Raw genomic sequence first — 14,679 nt, 5'->3', positions numbered from 1 at the left:
ATGCGGATACGGCACGGGCGGCCTGTCAGCTATGCGATTCCTCTAGCTCCCCGTCTGTCAGCGTCAAGCATAGCCTTCAGCACCTGAATCCCCTCCTACTTCGCATTAACCCTCACGCTTTAGCTTTAGCTTTGGCTTTACGTCCTCTTGGCATCTGCTTACGGTCTCCGGTCAGCTCGCAGGTCTGCGGGCCCAGATTTCCCTGCTCTATTTTGACATCAATGAAGTCTACAATCTGCTGCAGCGAAGCGATCTGCTCCAGGATCTTGCTTCTGTGATTACGGATCATCTCGTGCAGCTCAGGATAGCCGGACAAGTCCGTGTCGAGTGACAGGTTCAGATAGGGCCGCATATCGTCGAGTGACATGCCTGTTTTTTTGAGACAGGAGATCATCTGCATCATCTCCAGATCCGCATCGCTATAAATGCGGTGGCTGTTCCCCTTGCGCTTCGCCCGGGGCAATAGTCCTATCTTCTCGTAATAGCGTATCGTATCCTCCGGCATTCCTGTCCGCTCCGCCGTTTCTTTAATTGAATATCCCTGCACGAGATCCACTTCCGCCAGACTCATCGAATCACTCCCTCTCTACTTGCTCTAAAAGTGCCTTCGTACCATTGTACAGCCTGGAGTCAGCTCCAAGTCAACGGTTAATTTCGGCACTTGACTTGGACTCAGCTCCAAGTTATAGAATGGACACCATTCACCCACTCACATTCAAAGGAGCAATCATAATGAACATAACACACAGCCCCCGCACCGCACTGATCACCGGGGCAAATCACGGCATCGGGCTAGCCTTGACCCGCCGAATACTTGACGAAGGCTGGGAGGTGCTCGCACTGATCCGCTCAGCTTTTGCTGAAGATGACCCACTCATCCATAAGGCGCTCGGCAGCAGGCAGCTACGAATCTATAAGGCAGATTTAAGCGATTTTGGCCAATTGCGAAGTGCCCTGCAGGACATTAACCGCCACGAATCACATATTGACATCCTGTTCAATAATGCCGGCGGCAGCTTCCCCGAGTTACTCTTGTCTAAGCAAGGACGCGAGCTGCATTATGAGCTGCAGACGGTGGTTCCGTATATCCTTACGATGGAGCTGAAGCCGCTCTTGCTGAAAGGCACGCTCCGCACGGTCGTGAATACGTCCTCTAACGCTTTTATGATGAAGCGCAGCTTCGACCCGGCTTCGCTGGAGCGCCCGGCGAAATTTCAGATGCTGACTGGCCCTTATGCCGACACCAAGCGGGCCATGTCCTTGTGGACGGAGGCGGTGGCCTCTGAGCTTGCAGCCGAAGGCATCCTTATCCGCAGCGCGGATCCCGGAGGCAACAACACCCTTCGCAGCGGCAAAAAATCAGGCATCCCGCTGTGGTTAAAACCCATTACGCGCTTGTTCTTCCCCGAGCCTACCCATGGGGCAGGCCTGCTGTATCAGGCGGCTCTGGGTGAACACAGCGGCAAGTCCGGTGTCTTCCTGATCAAGAATCAGGTACGACCGCTGAAATTCACAGAGCATAGCAGTCGTATCTTGAAAGATGTCCGGGCCATTTACGAGCAGGAATTCCTTCAATCCGGCGACGCATAATCGCTGCTGCTGGTGAAGAAGCAGCAATTGGCACACGACGCGATCAAGCCACAGCTCCCGATACGGAGGGCTGTGGCTTGACGATGCGCTGCATTTGTTTTATTTTATGCTAAACTGCATTCCAATCCTGTTCATTGCAGCTCCGCCATTCGTCCGAATTCCCGCAGCAGCCGTAAATTCTCAATCACGATATGTGCCTTCCACCAATTCTCACTGACAGCATACTCACGTTCATATCCTTCCCAGCCCCAGGTCAGCTCCCAGACCCCTGCGGCATTTCGGGTCTCCAGCAGATAATCCAGCTCCTGGTGCAGCAGCCCGCCGAGTTCAGCGTACCCGGGACTATGCGGCGAATGGACGAACGCTGACGGTCTGCAGCCATACCCGTTCCAGTTCCCCTCATCGCGGCTGATCAGCCGTGCGCTCTGTACTTTGAAGGCTTTTTGCAGCTCCACATAGGGGAAGTGCTCCTGCAGCCCGGCCCAGGTGATGCAATGCAGCAGCGTATCCACGCATTTCAACGGATGCATCTCAATCACAGGGTCATGCAGGAAAAGCTCCGTCAGCTCACGGGCAATCCCTAGTCCGTTGGCATACAGCCCGCTATCCTTGGGAGCAGCCTTCAGAATGAATCCGGCCAGAATAGCTGTAGGGTTATACATACTGTGGGAGGTACTATCCGAGCTTGTATGCCACCAGGGGGCATGAGGATAATCGTTATTGGAAGCTACGACATTCTTCCATGTGCGGCCATCCATATCCACACCGCTGTCCAGGTATTTCAGAATTCCCTGCACCAGCGGATGCCCGTTATCTGCAAATTCCAGCTCCAGCAGCCTCTCTACCGCCGTAGCGGTCTGGATGGGCGTGGAATTCGGATTCCACGCGTCCGCTTCCAGGGCATGGCCGAAGCCCCCATCCTCATTCTGATAGGCGGACAGCGCTTCCAGTACCGGCGCAGACCCGCCCCCCTCAAAGTGAAATCTCCATCGCGCCAGGTCCAGCGGACGGGCATTGCGGTACATCCAGCGCCTGATTCCCTCATACTCCTCCAACAACAGCTTCATATACATTCTCCTTATATTCCTATATTGTTATCTTTCCTACTATTCTAAGAGTTTTCCAATATAATACAAGGGAATTTCCTGCTTGAATTTTCACTGCCCCAGATCCAACTAATTACTAATTCCGGTATGTTACAATAAAAACTACCCCGGCGGACTAAAGGATATTATAACGGGTATACATATATATGGAACGATTTGGCTACCATGTCAGTCTATCCGCAAATTCATGGAGGAGGGTCTTATGAACAGCACTTCCGGCAGTACAAGAGGCACTTTCAAGTTCATCAAGCAGCTATGGGTGAAAATCAACGACGATGATGTCCAGGGCATCGCTGCGCAGCTGACCTATTATTTAATCCTGTCTTTGTTTCCTTTTCTGATCTTCATCATGACCCTGATAGGGTATGCGAATATCTCCCTGGAGAAAAATATACAGCAGCTGGAGCAGATCATGCCCGCCGAAGCCATCTCTATTATAGAAGAGATTCTGCAGGATGTGTCCGCCGGACGCAGCCAGACGCTGTTGTCCTTCGGGATGCTGGCTACCCTGTGGGCCGCCTCCAAAGGAATCAATGCCATCATCAAGGGGCTGAACCGTGCCTACGAGATTGACGAGAGCAGAGCGTTCTGGAAAATCCGGGGGATCGCCCTGCTCGCTACCTTGACGATCGGGTTCGTCGTACTGCTCAGCATTCTGCTATTGGTCCTTGGCAGCTGGCTCAAGACGCAGGTCTTCCTGCTGGTTGATCTTCCCTATGGATTCCAAAAGCTCTGGGATCTGCTCCAATACGCGATTCCGCTGCTCGTGATGTTCATCGTCTTCACCCTGCTGTACTGGATCGCTCCCAGCCGGAGACTGGCGCTGCGGGAGGTAATGCCTGGGGCGTTGTTCACCACCATCGGCTGGATTACGACCTCGATTCTGTTCTCGGTATACGTCAATCAATTCAGTGATTTCTCCAAAACCTACGGCAGTCTCGGGGGTGTAACCGTGCTGCTAATCTGGCTATATATCAGCTCTTTTATCATCCTGGCCGGAGGCGAGATCAATGCGGTCCTGCTGAACCGCAAGGTGAAGAGTATGCCCTTCAGCTCCTTCAAAGGACAAAAGCTCCCATGAACCCCTCATTGATTGACGCCATTACCAAAAGCCCGCTCCGCACCTCCTTCTATCATTTCACCCGGGCAGTGAATCTGCCCGCCATGGCTGCCTTTGACACCATCTATTCCTCTGCCGTGCTGAGTCCCGCCCATGCAGCCGGAGAGCGGCGGGCTGTCGCGCACCGGGTAAGCTACGCCGGGCAAGCCGCGATTCTGAATGCCCATCTGCGAATTACCCCCGAAGCCATGGACCCAGGCACAACGGCGGAGGAATTCCGCCGCTGCCTGGACCGTCATGTGTTCCTGTGGCCGACCTGGCGCGATTGCCTCGCAATGGCTGCAATGTATTCGCGCAGAGAGCCGGGCGAGGTCTTCGCTGTGCTGAAGCTTGATGCCCGCAGAGTCCTGGCTGATCACTACACCCGCATCAGACTGTCCAAATACGATTCCGGCAGCTCCCCCAGGTTCCCGCACCGCATGTCATACCGCAAGAGCTGCGCCATGCTGCTCCCTCTCACCGAATTCATGTCCTCCACCGGACAAGCTATCCCCGTCAAGCCGTCCGAGATTAAGGAGGTACTGGCCCAGGACAAGCTGGCCCCACTCAGCCAGTATCTACAGGCAGTCTACTGTTCACAGCCCCAGCTTGTACCTGAGCTCTGGCAGCCATTGTGCCGGCCCCTGCTTCTTTCGCCAATATAACTCTGCTACCTCATCTCGCTCACCTCAAGTTGATTTATATGTCGCACCGTGATATAGTCATGTTGTGACATAGTCACAGCATGACATATTCTTTTATAGCCATGACTTGGCACAACGAATTGACGAAGCAGGTGAACGCGATGTCCGCAGCACAAAAGGTTCTAAAAAAGTACGTCCCCATGACCGAAACGGCCTTCTATATTCTGTTGTCCTTAACCAAGCCGCGCCACGGATACGGAATCATCAAGCATGTGGATGATCTGTCGGAAGGACGGCTACGGCTGGGCTCCGGTACGGTGTATGGAACCTTGACCAAGATGAATAAGGATGGGCTAATTACCGTATTTGCCGATGAAGAGAGAAAGACGGTGTACGAGGTGTCTGAGCTGGGGAAGGAAGTCATGCGCGCAGAAATCGGCAGATTAAAGGAACTTCACCGCAACGCCGTCACCAGTGAGGAGGAATTTCAATGAGAACTGTATTTCGGCCCTTTTGGAGCTACGATCTGCCGGGGACAGAAGCCTGGTTAGCCGATATGGCCGGCAGGGGATGGCGTCTGGAGGAATGGAGCTTACTGCTGCGGCGCTTTACCTTCCGGAAGGGTGAGCCCGCCTTGCTAACTTATCAGCTGGCTTATCATTCATCCAAGCATTCATCCATGTCTCCTTATCTTGCCGCAGAGGGATGGAGCAGGCGGCTGCAGCAAGGAAAGTGGAGCCTGTACGAGAATGATAGTTCACCTTCACAGATTAGCGCCTATCCTTCACGTAAGGATGTCCTGAGGCGTAACCGCATCCTCTCCTATCTTTTCATGGGAATCCTGGTGTATTTGCTGCTCATTGCACTTATTCCCCTGCTTGCTCTAGGCTTAACCTACTCTAACGATGCTCCTATCCGCATTCAGCCTAGCCCAATGTGGGCGGCAACCTGGACGGCCGCTGCCTTGGCAGTACTCCTGCTGGTACTTGCCATTTATTCGCTTATCAAGCTCCGGGCAGCCAACAGGGAACTTCTTCAAGGGCACACGGACATGAAGAAGCCTCCCGCAACGCCTAAGCCTGCCGGCACTACGATGGCGCGGATGAAGTTAGGCTGGATGTATGCCCCAGACCGGCTGGAGCAATGGCTGGAGGACAAGGAGCTGGACGGCTGGAATCTCTATAAAGTAGGCTTCGGAGGAACGTTGTTCCATTTCAGCAAGGGCCGTCCGCGCCGTATGAAATATCACGCTGACTATCAGGTCGTTGCGGGTGAAGGGTATTTCGAGCTGCATCAGGAGGCAGGCTGGACCAGACTCTACAGTTCTCCCTTCTCTCTACAGAAATGGACCCTGTGGAGCCGGGAGAACCCGGAGCATGCCGAATACCCGGAGCTCTACAGCGATCCGTTACACCGCCTGAAGCACGCACGTAAAATCGCCATCAGCTATACCCTGCTGTTCCTGCCCATGATTCTGCTCTACAGCCTGAATGTGTCGGCCTTCATAGGTAGCATCCTGCGGGATGAAACTACCACTTCCCAGGCGTGGAACACTTCAATTATGTTCCTTTCCATTCTGCTCTTCGGCTCGTTCGCGGGCCGAACCTGGCTATATTACCGGCGGCTCAAGCAGCAATAGGAGCGGTATCACAAAAAAAGGCGTATCCCGGAAGTCCTCTCCATAGAGCGGAACTTTCGAATACGCCTTTAATCTTGTGTACATTTAGAAAAATTGCGGGTATTGCCCCGACATGCTCTGGACCCGGTCCAGCAGTGTATTGGAATGCTCCATCACGACCTTGCGCATCCCTTCCACATCGCGCTTGCGGGTAGCCGCCACCATCTTCACATGCTTATCGATATCAGACGGCTGCACCCCCTCCATCTTCCCGTAGAGCAGACGGATACGGTTGTAATGGGATGCTACCTCTTCGATGGTGAACCAGGACAATTCTTCCCCGGCCGTCTGGAAGATCAGCTGATGGAACCGGTTGTCCTTAATATAGAATTCTCTGAAGTATTTCTTGTCCATATATTTCTTCTGCTTATTAATCAGTTCCTGCATCGTATCTGCTACCAGCTCGCTGCACTTGCGGATGAACTCATCGATCACCGCAGATTCAAGCGAGGTGCGGATGAACCACTCCTCACGGACCCGTTGCAGATCGATCTTGGAGACTACCGTTTTGCGCTGAGGATATATTTCCACCAGTCCTGACTGTTGAAGACGGACCACTGCTTCCCGCACCGGTGTGCGGCTGACGCCATAGCGTTCGGACAGCTTCTGCACACTGACATCCATTCCTGGCTCGAGCGTCATATTCATGATGTCTTCTTTTATTCTATTGTAAGTTACATCATTCAGTGAATTGCTGTTATTCATAATCTTCAACGGCTTCCCTACACCTTCCCTGAACTCACTCCTAGTACATCACGGGTTATTGTCTCCGCACTGGCTGGGTCGTAGGCATAATACAACAGAACATCCAGAATAAACGGCGAGTATCGCAGTCTGTTCAGCTCCTGTGTAAAAGCCATGGCTCCAACTTCACTTAAGGTGCGTATTGTAGAATAATTCTTCAGGCCCAGTAGCTTCCACAGCAGAATGCGCTCGGTCCGGGTGTATATTTCCTGTGCAAACCGGTCTTCTACAAAATGATAAATTTCGTGGCCAAGGATAGTATTCATTATACCAGCTTGAGGAAAAAGTTCAACTAGACCTGGACCCGCCTCCCGCACCTGTTCTGCCGCTATGTGCAAGGGTTCTTCCATGATTTCGATCCGGTCGGGAGGGGTATAGGAAGCGAACAGCACACGCTTGCCGGTCATGAGCGCATCCTTGAATTCCAGCTTCAGGTTCATACGTTCAGCAAGCACCCGGACATCACAGGTCCCATATTCAAGCATCATCCGCTGTGCATATTCGGTGCCGCAGGCTCTGGCCTGCTTCAGCATTTCCCGCTTCGTCTCCGGCGGAATACGCCGGTTCAGGATGTCTCTCCTGAAGGCATACATTCCCCAAGCCTCATCGTCAACCTCCAGCAATGGATTCAACAGCTCTCCCAGCTTCGTCTGTACTTGCATACGTCCTCCTGTCTACACGCTCTTCCGCGCAGCTCTTAGCTCTGCTTGATATTGGCCGCCACAACAATAAGCTCCGTGTCCGGCTCGAACGTGGATATCTCAATGTCCATCAGCAGCTCCAGCTGCTCGAAGTCTGAGGCGGTAAAGTCCATCACCCGTGCGCCGATACACAGGTAGAAGTCAGGTCTTGCAATCAGCTCAGTCTGGTAGACGGCCATTGCCTCCCACAACTGCTTAACCGCGCTGAGATAGTCCCCGGCTGTTGTCTTCAGCGCCATGCCCCGGCCTCTCTGCACCTTGATGAAGCCCTTGGTGTCCAGGATGCGAACCGCGCCGGCTTCACCGGCTTTATCCATTTTCTCGCCGAAAATACTAACATATCTAGTCTTCTGCAGCAGCTCCGTCCGCTCTACAGGAATGCGCATATCCTGGGCAGCCAGCTCCCGCAGCTCCGCCTCATCACATTCCTTCAGCAGCTCGGTCGTCTTCACCTCGGTAGAACCTGTAGCGATCGCGGTCACCTTGGAGGTCTGCGGATCTATATCGATATGAATTTCGATGCTCTCCGGGGTCGCTCCGCTCTGGATGGCCTTGTTCAAGGCTTCCATCTTCAGGGCGGCAATCACTTCCTTGGACGGGGACGGAATAATCCGTTCCACCACATCGCGGACCATCGACAAGGCAACTCCGATCGAAGAGATAACCTCGGCATTCTCGGGGATGCTGTATTTCAGGCCCATTTTCTCCGAAAAATAGACAATCAGCGAAGCCGCTCCGCCGCCCACGCCGACGAGGGAGATCTGATCCTTCTCCAGCTTGTATTTCTCAGCCAGCGCCAGAATGATCGGCTCGATCTTGGCATAGGCCTTCTCCATAATCTGCTTGGCGATATCCTCTACCGTCGTTCCGCAATAATCCGCCAGTGCCTGTATCGCCCTTCTGGCCGCTTCCACATTCCCGTAGGAGAAGTGCTCCGGCTTCACCAGTCCCAGCACATTCGCCGCGCAGGAGTTCGTGATCGTCACCCGCTCCCCGTTCTCCAGCCGGATGGCCACATAATCAGCAGGATCACCCGGTTTCGGAGAAAAGAATTCGACCTGCGCTCCCTTAATCTTATCCGGATCGGTGAATACCGAATAATCCAGACCGCCGATATGCGCCGATCTTGGTCCGACATCGACCACTCCGCTCTTGTTCGCCCGGATCATGGACCCGCCGGCCACGCCGAGCACCCGTACATCCAGGGAATTGACATAGGTCGGATGACCGCCGACGATGGAATAGTCGATGGCCGGGCGGCCGTTTTTGATCACACCGATATTGGTAGTCGTGCCGCCGACCTCGAAGTACACCCCGTTCGACGCTCTCAGATACATCAGTGATCCCATGACCGAGGCCGCCGGTCCCGACAGCATCGTCAGCACAGGCCGTTTCTTCATCTCACTGATCTCCATGACGCCGCCGTCGCCTCTCATAATCATCAGCGGAACATGGACCCCGGCCTCCCGCACAGACTTCTCTGTGGAATTGGCGGTATCCAGCATCTTCGGCAGAATGCTTGCATTAATCGCCGCCGTCCGCGTTCTGCGGGTCAGCCCGTATAATTTTGTGATGTCGGAGGCCATGGTGGTCGGCATGCCTTTTTTCTCTGCTTCTATATAGACGAGTTCCTCGGGCCGCCCGTTATCTACGCCAAAAGCCATCGAAGGCACAATCACCTGTGCCCCCTGCTGCTTGAGTTCATCGATGACCGTCAGCACAGAGGCTTCGGACATTTTTTTAACATTAAGGAAGCTATTGTAGATCTTGATCTCCTTGCCGTTGCCCAGATCGATATTCTGAAGCCGGGTCTGACGCTTGGCGAGCCAGCCCTCCAGACCGCCCTTCGCCAGGCCAATAATGCCCACCTGTGCAATATCTCCCTCGATCAGCGCATTCGTTGCCTGCGTGGTACTGTGGGCCACGAACACTACATCCTCCGGACGGATATTGTTCTCCTCCAGGCAATTCTGGAAGCATTTCACCACTCCTGCGGCAACGCCTGTGGCATGGTCATGCGTCGTCTTCACGGACGATTTGCCGATAATCTCATGTGTCGCGTTGTCAATCGCAACTGCTTTGGTATGGGTTCCCCCCACATCGATCCCCATTCTAACCATTGTACTCATATGATTTCTCCGTTTCTCTTCATTAATAGTAGACCCAAGTGAAATTTGAAGCCTAACCGTCACTGCGGTGAACATTTGGACTTCCGGCCGCTGTTGTCTGCAAATTTCTTGATTTGTACCGCTGTTCGCGGTGGAAATCCGCAGACAAAGGCGGACGCTACCGCTCCTACAGTTCCAAATTTCCCCTTCGTTCCTTATAGCTTCTCGTTATTGACTTGAGTACTACTTATTGATTAATGCTAAGCAGTGCTACACGCTACACCAGATTGCCATACATGAAGAACACAACCGCGCAGAGAATAATCCCGATGATCCAGCCGGTAGGAATCGACATCTTCATATATTCCTTGGCCGGAACCTTCGTATAGCCGAAGCCCCAGGCCACCCAGGACTGTGTAACGTCCAAATGCTGCGGTGCTACTGTAGTAATGGCGAACAGCGGATAGAGGAATTGTACCGGCCAGGCAGCGGTTGCCACCACGACAGCCAGGATGGCCGAACCGGAGCCGACCAGGTTCATCGGGCCGCGGAAGAAGCCGAGCGGTGTCAGAATGGCGAAGACAATACACAAGAGCAGCGCGGTCTGGGGCATTGCGCCGTCCAGCAGGGTTTTGAAATAAGGGGAAGCATACGTGGCCGCATTGTTGAACATCGACAGCGTAAGCAGGAAGCCGATCATCGGCGCTACATCAATGGCTCCGTCCGCGAACTGCTTCGACAGCATTCTGCAAACGCTTGCAAAACCACCCTTCAGCTTACCGCAGGTCAACAGGGCGAACAGGGCGGCGAAGATAAATCCAAAAATGATCGGAACCTTGAGCACCACCACACCCACTACCGGCAGAATGATCGAGATCCAGGAGATAGCAGGTGCATCTACAGTAGCTCCGCTATCCGGTGTTGCCGCCCAGGCCCGGGAGAGCTTCCGGTTCATCATCACGTTAGATACCACCAGAACCACGATCAGGGACACAGCCATCGCAATCATGCCAAATTTGAAATATGTATTGTAGTCGTAGCTGGCATAACTCTCATTGGCTGTTGCAAATATCGCCTGATATTGCTTAAAGTTCACGATATTCCCGAAGATCCCCGCCATGATTGAGCCCATGAAGGAGAACAAGGCAATCGGGGAAGGAATTCCTAGCGACAGCATGATCGGCAGCACGATGACGGCAATGGAGATTACCGGGCCGATACCGGTCATGGATGTGAAGATTACAGCGGTAACGATACACAGCAGAGACATGGTAATTCTTGGTTTGTCTCCTCCAAGCTCTACAACCTTACGAATCAGAGTAGCGGCAATCCCGGTGTCGATCAGGACTCTTCCGAAGAAGGCGCCGAAGAAAATATTAACCAGTATCGCCTTCCCGTAATTCTCAGGCCCCGTCTGGAACACGTTCGTCAGGACGTCAATGAACGTCTTGCCCTCCATCACGGAGGTAGGATGAATGCTATTTCCGATCAGGGCAATCGAGGTCCACAGCACTGACATGACGAAGAAGCCGACCATAAGGTTATACCCCTTGACGCAATACCACACCAATCCAAAAAACGATAAGACCATAATGAAACCGATTACAACATTAGCCACATCCACAAAATAACCTCCTGAAGTAGGATAAATGAGTTAACATGCTAACATGCTATTTATGTATACTGACATGTTAGTTTGTCACGTGAAAATATTAACATGCTACTTCATTAGGCGTCAATACCCTTCTGCATGTTATTTCCAAACACTTCAAAACAAAACAGAGGCTGCAGATGTAATCCATCCTGCGCCTCTGTTCATGTCTATATTCTTCAGTTATCCTTGTTAATCACCTGGTTAATCACCTGGTCACGATAGCGCTGAAATTGCTCCCAGGATTGCTCCGCTGCTTCAGGCTGCTCAAAGTCGATATAGCCGGAATCTGATGTATCCAGCGCATAAGCCTCCAGTGTCTCACAGACCAGACGGATCGTCTCCATCACCGTTCCCCCGCCCCGGACATGCAGCATGATGGAATTCACGAGCTCCTCTTCGCCTGTGTTGAACTCGATCGAATACCCCTCGCCCTCAAGGAAGCCCCAAGCCTTATCCCGGTAATCCAGATTCGGTATACGACGGGTCAGCTTCTCAATGATTTCATCACGTTGTCCCAGGGGAGGCACTGGGGGCTGCTCCTCCTCCGGCGCTTCAAAATCATACTTCTCTTTCATGATAAATACATCCCAGCTCATATGCGCTCACTCCTGTCATTATAAACTCCAGTACTTAGACTACTTATTACCCGATTCGTCCACTCTTATCAACTCAAACGTGGCAGCTTCGATCCACAGGATCAGTTTGCTATGATTCACATCCAGGAACCCTAGCGGTATACCCAGCCCCGGCGAAGCTTCCGCTATGTCAATGACTGTCATTTCATCGTTGATTCCGATAATGGGCAGATCCAGTTTGTTCACTCTGTAAAAGGAATCCCTGTTATAATGTCTCTGGGTTATGCTGTAGCGGGGATTGGTTAACTCGTATTGGTACGCTTCATAGCCCTCTAGCCCCTTGGAGGAGAAGTAATCCTGATGAATCACAATCTCATCTCCAATGATGTCCTGCCCTGTCGGATATTCAGATGCGTCATTATAGGAATTCGCGAATCCCAGCAGCTTGTCCACCTTCCAGGTTCCATAGATGAATTCCTCCGTCGCCTGATCCAGCTCCATTCGCCCGATAAAAGGTTCGGAGGTATTGAGCGGAATCAGATTCTCCTCTTGCTTAGCATGTTCTGATGGTGGTGCTGGAGTGACCGGAACATGCTGTGCGCCTGCCGGTTCTGCCGCCTGACTGCATCCAGCCAGGCAGACCGCCAATATGGATATTTTCAGTATCATCCCTAATCTTGTGATCATGGTAAGCCTCCCGCCTGCTTCAGTCCTTCAACCTTACCATCCGCTGGAAGCAAAGAATAAACAGACAGGTTACAATACCGGAACAATCGATTCATCAGCCGTTCTGCATAGATAAAAATTTCGTTAGATCCTTCTCCAGCTGCACAACCTCCTGGTTCGCAGCATTCGCATAATCCGGCAGCAGCATATCTTTAACCATTTTCGTGCGTAGCCAAGCAATGAAGAGAACATCCAGTATGAAGCTTGGGAGCTTTGGGACTATTGTGAAAAGTGGCGGATCAACGGCAACACCCGCTTGTTTTATTTTCCTGAGGTACGCTTTGAGAGTAACTGTTATTTGACGTGCCGTCTTTCGGGTTCGGGCCGGGTCTGCGTTTCCGCCGTACAAACTGCCCAGCAGAGCAATGTCGGATACGGAATGGGTGATTAGAAACGCCTGCATCTCCTTTTTGATAACGTAAGGAAGCTTGGCGGCTTGAAATACTTGTGCGAGCTTTAAGACGCGCTGCGTCACTGCGCCGTTCACTTCGCCAAATGAGGTGGCCACTAGAAACTTGGGCATGAACCGGGCGTACAGGACCCCATCTTTAATCTGTCCGCCGAAGCCGGGAAAAGCAGGTAAAAGTCTATCCCCCACAATCCCCCGCCACGAAGAAAATCCAATCGAACTATTGGTCATCGTAACAATATTCGGGCTTTGATTATCCTTTAGTGCTAACAACGCGGATTCGGCCCGGTCATAACGGACGGTAACGAAAATATAATCGTATACATCATCATTTTCGAGTGTATCTATAACCTTCACCGGAATCGATCTGACTGTACCTTTGTCATGGTATTGCAGACCTTTTTCTTGTAAAGATCTGAGTCTGTCCGAACGTGCAAACAGGCTAACGTCAAACCCGGCTTCCATAAGCTTCATTGCATAGATGCTTCCGATCACACCTGCACCGAAAATTAAAATTCTTTCTTGCTTTGCTGACATCTTACCACCCCGCCGATTCATATTTCCGTATGATCATCCAACAACATGTTGTATGATGTGATCATAAAGCTTTAGGATTCCTTGATCAATCATCAATTTTTTAATATCTGTCGGATGATATCTTATGCACCAGCAGGAGGAACACATGAAAAAACAACCTCAAATCACAGAGAAAACAAGACAAAGATTTATAGAAGTTTTTTGTGAGCTATACAGCCAAAAGCCGGTTGAGAAAATTTCCATTCAGGAAATCTCCAACCGGTCAGGGTATAACCGCAGTACCTTTTATCAATATTCTACTGATATTTACGAATTGCTGGACGCTGTTGAAAGTAACTTGCTCCTTGACATCAAAACAGAACTTGCCGATAAAGAGCTGTCTATGCATTCGGTACAAGATGCGCTCTCTTCTCTGGACAAAAAAGACATCCCCATGGAGCAATACCTGAACCTTCCGCAAAACCATGCCTTAACGCCGTATTTCATTGAGTTCTATCTGACGACGACCCTTTCTTTATTTCGTCTTTGGCTCCAAAGTGATAAGGATGTACCCCCAGAAGAATTCATCAAGTTAGCGGAGAATTTATATTCAAGAGGGGTATCGGCTTATACTGATGAAGGATTCTGATCTTCGAATGAGGACAGGAAGACCTCCATGGATTCACTGATATCAACCTCCATCCGCTCCGCCAGAATAATTAGCCACCAGATACACTCGCTAAGCTTATGTTGCAGCTCAGACCGGGTGTCGCCGCCTTTGGGCCAACGCTTCTGCTCAGACATCGTCAACCGGCCCACTAACCCGGCATCTGTCAAAAAAGCAAGCGCATCCTCTTCCACACTCCACTGTGTCCCGTGATGCTGCTGCTCCAGTCTGTGATAGAATTCTCTTATAACGAGGGAACGCTCAACAATCTCATTGAAGCTCAGGCTCTTCTTCATTTCTTCCACTTGATCAAGTCCCTCCTTTTCAAATGACTAGAAAACAATAGCATGCCTAACATGACTACATTCTGTCATATTAAAATGAAATAAATGAATTGCTGAACGCAAAAACAGGTTCTTATATCACTTAAATAAGTGACACAAGAACCTGTGTTGATGTTAC

Annotated in this window: 16 protein-coding genes; 6 read left to right on the top strand and 10 right to left on the bottom strand. The window is 51.6% G+C overall.

All coding sequences use genetic code 11. The features are described 5' to 3' along the window. Window positions 1-112 precede the first annotated feature (112 nt). Entirely contained in the window at window positions 113-571 is a 459-nt protein-coding gene (locus MKY12_RS09885) for a MerR family transcriptional regulator (RefSeq protein ID WP_339313597.1), read from the bottom strand. A gap of 161 nt (window positions 572-732) precedes the next feature. Between MKY12_RS09885 and MKY12_RS09880 the strand changes: the two genes are divergently transcribed. After that, window positions 733-1,590 carry an SDR family NAD(P)-dependent oxidoreductase gene (locus tag MKY12_RS09880; protein ID WP_339255429.1) on the top strand — a complete coding sequence of 286 codons (858 nt, stop codon included), beginning with the start codon at window positions 733-735 and terminating at the stop codon, window positions 1,588-1,590. Window positions 1,591-1,721: 131 nt separating this feature from the next. On the opposite strand, the gene MKY12_RS09875 is transcribed toward MKY12_RS09880, so the two are convergent. Beyond that, a complete protein-coding gene (locus tag MKY12_RS09875) occupies window positions 1,722-2,657 on the bottom strand; it encodes a hypothetical protein (protein ID WP_339255427.1) in 936 nt (311 codons plus the stop codon). Between the two features lie 241 nt (window positions 2,658-2,898). Here MKY12_RS09875 and MKY12_RS09870 point away from each other — a divergent pair, with 241 nt between their 5' ends. The 4 genes from MKY12_RS09870 to MKY12_RS09855 all read left to right on the top strand — a co-directional run bounded on the left by MKY12_RS09870 (window position 2,899) and on the right by MKY12_RS09855 (window position 6,078). Then, on the top strand, window positions 2,899-3,777 hold the full coding sequence (locus MKY12_RS09870) for a YihY/virulence factor BrkB family protein (protein ID WP_339313596.1): 879 nt from the start codon (window positions 2,899-2,901) through the stop codon (window positions 3,775-3,777). Beyond that, window positions 3,774-4,460: a hypothetical protein gene (locus MKY12_RS09865; protein WP_339313595.1), complete on the top strand. Its 687-nt coding sequence runs from the start codon at window positions 3,774-3,776 to the stop codon at window positions 4,458-4,460. Before MKY12_RS09870 ends, MKY12_RS09865 begins: the two co-directional genes overlap by 4 nt. A gap of 101 nt (window positions 4,461-4,561) precedes the next feature. Then, window positions 4,562-4,933: a PadR family transcriptional regulator gene (locus tag MKY12_RS09860; RefSeq protein WP_339255421.1), complete on the top strand. Its 372-nt coding sequence runs from the start codon at window positions 4,562-4,564 to the stop codon at window positions 4,931-4,933. After that, window positions 4,930-6,078 carry a DUF2812 domain-containing protein gene (locus MKY12_RS09855; protein ID WP_339313594.1) on the top strand — a complete coding sequence of 383 codons (1,149 nt, stop codon included), beginning with the start codon at window positions 4,930-4,932 and terminating at the stop codon, window positions 6,076-6,078. The genes MKY12_RS09860 and MKY12_RS09855 overlap by 4 nt, the downstream gene beginning before the upstream one ends. Before the next feature lie 84 nt (window positions 6,079-6,162). On the opposite strand, the gene MKY12_RS09850 is transcribed toward MKY12_RS09855, so the two are convergent. The 7 genes from MKY12_RS09850 to MKY12_RS09820 all read right to left on the bottom strand — a co-directional run bounded on the left by MKY12_RS09850 (window position 6,163) and on the right by MKY12_RS09820 (window position 13,571). Beyond that, window positions 6,163-6,822, bottom strand: coding sequence for a GntR family transcriptional regulator (locus MKY12_RS09850; RefSeq protein ID WP_036725153.1), 660 nt, complete (start codon window positions 6,820-6,822; stop codon window positions 6,163-6,165). Between the two features lie 17 nt (window positions 6,823-6,839). Continuing rightward, window positions 6,840-7,523, bottom strand: coding sequence for a hypothetical protein (locus tag MKY12_RS09845; RefSeq protein WP_339313593.1), 684 nt, complete (start codon window positions 7,521-7,523; stop codon window positions 6,840-6,842). A 35-nt stretch (window positions 7,524-7,558) separates the two neighbouring features. After that, a complete protein-coding gene (locus tag MKY12_RS09840; RefSeq protein ID WP_339313592.1) occupies window positions 7,559-9,691 on the bottom strand; it encodes a hydantoinase/oxoprolinase family protein in 2,133 nt (710 codons plus the stop codon). Between the two features lie 256 nt (window positions 9,692-9,947). After that, the gene (locus tag MKY12_RS09835) at window positions 9,948-11,294 is read right to left on the bottom strand and encodes a citrate transporter (RefSeq protein WP_083684870.1); all 1,347 of its coding nucleotides are present in this window, start codon (window positions 11,292-11,294) and stop codon (window positions 9,948-9,950) included. 206 nt (window positions 11,295-11,500) lie between these two features. Next, complete coding sequence (locus MKY12_RS09830) at window positions 11,501-11,920, bottom strand: hypothetical protein (RefSeq protein ID WP_339255412.1); 420 nt, start codon at window positions 11,918-11,920, stop codon at window positions 11,501-11,503. 39 nt (window positions 11,921-11,959) lie between these two features. After that, the gene (locus MKY12_RS09825; RefSeq protein ID WP_235191872.1) at window positions 11,960-12,586 is read right to left on the bottom strand and encodes a hypothetical protein; all 627 of its coding nucleotides are present in this window, start codon (window positions 12,584-12,586) and stop codon (window positions 11,960-11,962) included. A gap of 94 nt (window positions 12,587-12,680) precedes the next feature. Then, the gene (locus MKY12_RS09820) at window positions 12,681-13,571 is read right to left on the bottom strand and encodes a 2-dehydropantoate 2-reductase N-terminal domain-containing protein (RefSeq protein ID WP_339313591.1); all 891 of its coding nucleotides are present in this window, start codon (window positions 13,569-13,571) and stop codon (window positions 12,681-12,683) included. A 145-nt stretch (window positions 13,572-13,716) separates the two neighbouring features. Between MKY12_RS09820 and MKY12_RS09815 the strand changes: the two genes are divergently transcribed. Continuing rightward, window positions 13,717-14,199 (top strand): TetR/AcrR family transcriptional regulator, encoded by a 483-nt coding sequence (locus MKY12_RS09815; RefSeq protein ID WP_339313590.1) that lies wholly within the window; start codon window positions 13,717-13,719, stop codon window positions 14,197-14,199. On the opposite strand, the gene MKY12_RS09810 is transcribed toward MKY12_RS09815, so the two are convergent. Further along, window positions 14,178-14,513, bottom strand: a complete 336-nt coding sequence (locus tag MKY12_RS09810) for a MazG-like protein (protein WP_339314843.1) — start codon at window positions 14,511-14,513, stop codon at window positions 14,178-14,180. The genes MKY12_RS09815 and MKY12_RS09810 overlap by 22 nt on opposite strands. Between the last annotated feature and the right edge of the window lie 166 nt (window positions 14,514-14,679).

This window comes from Paenibacillus sp. FSL M7-0896, assembly GCF_037975415.1.
Lineage (GTDB): Bacteria > Bacillota > Bacilli > Paenibacillales > Paenibacillaceae > Paenibacillus_AQ > Paenibacillus_AQ silagei.
The sequence above is the reverse complement of the archived record's forward strand: the minus strand, read 5'-3'. Positions and strand labels throughout refer to the sequence as shown.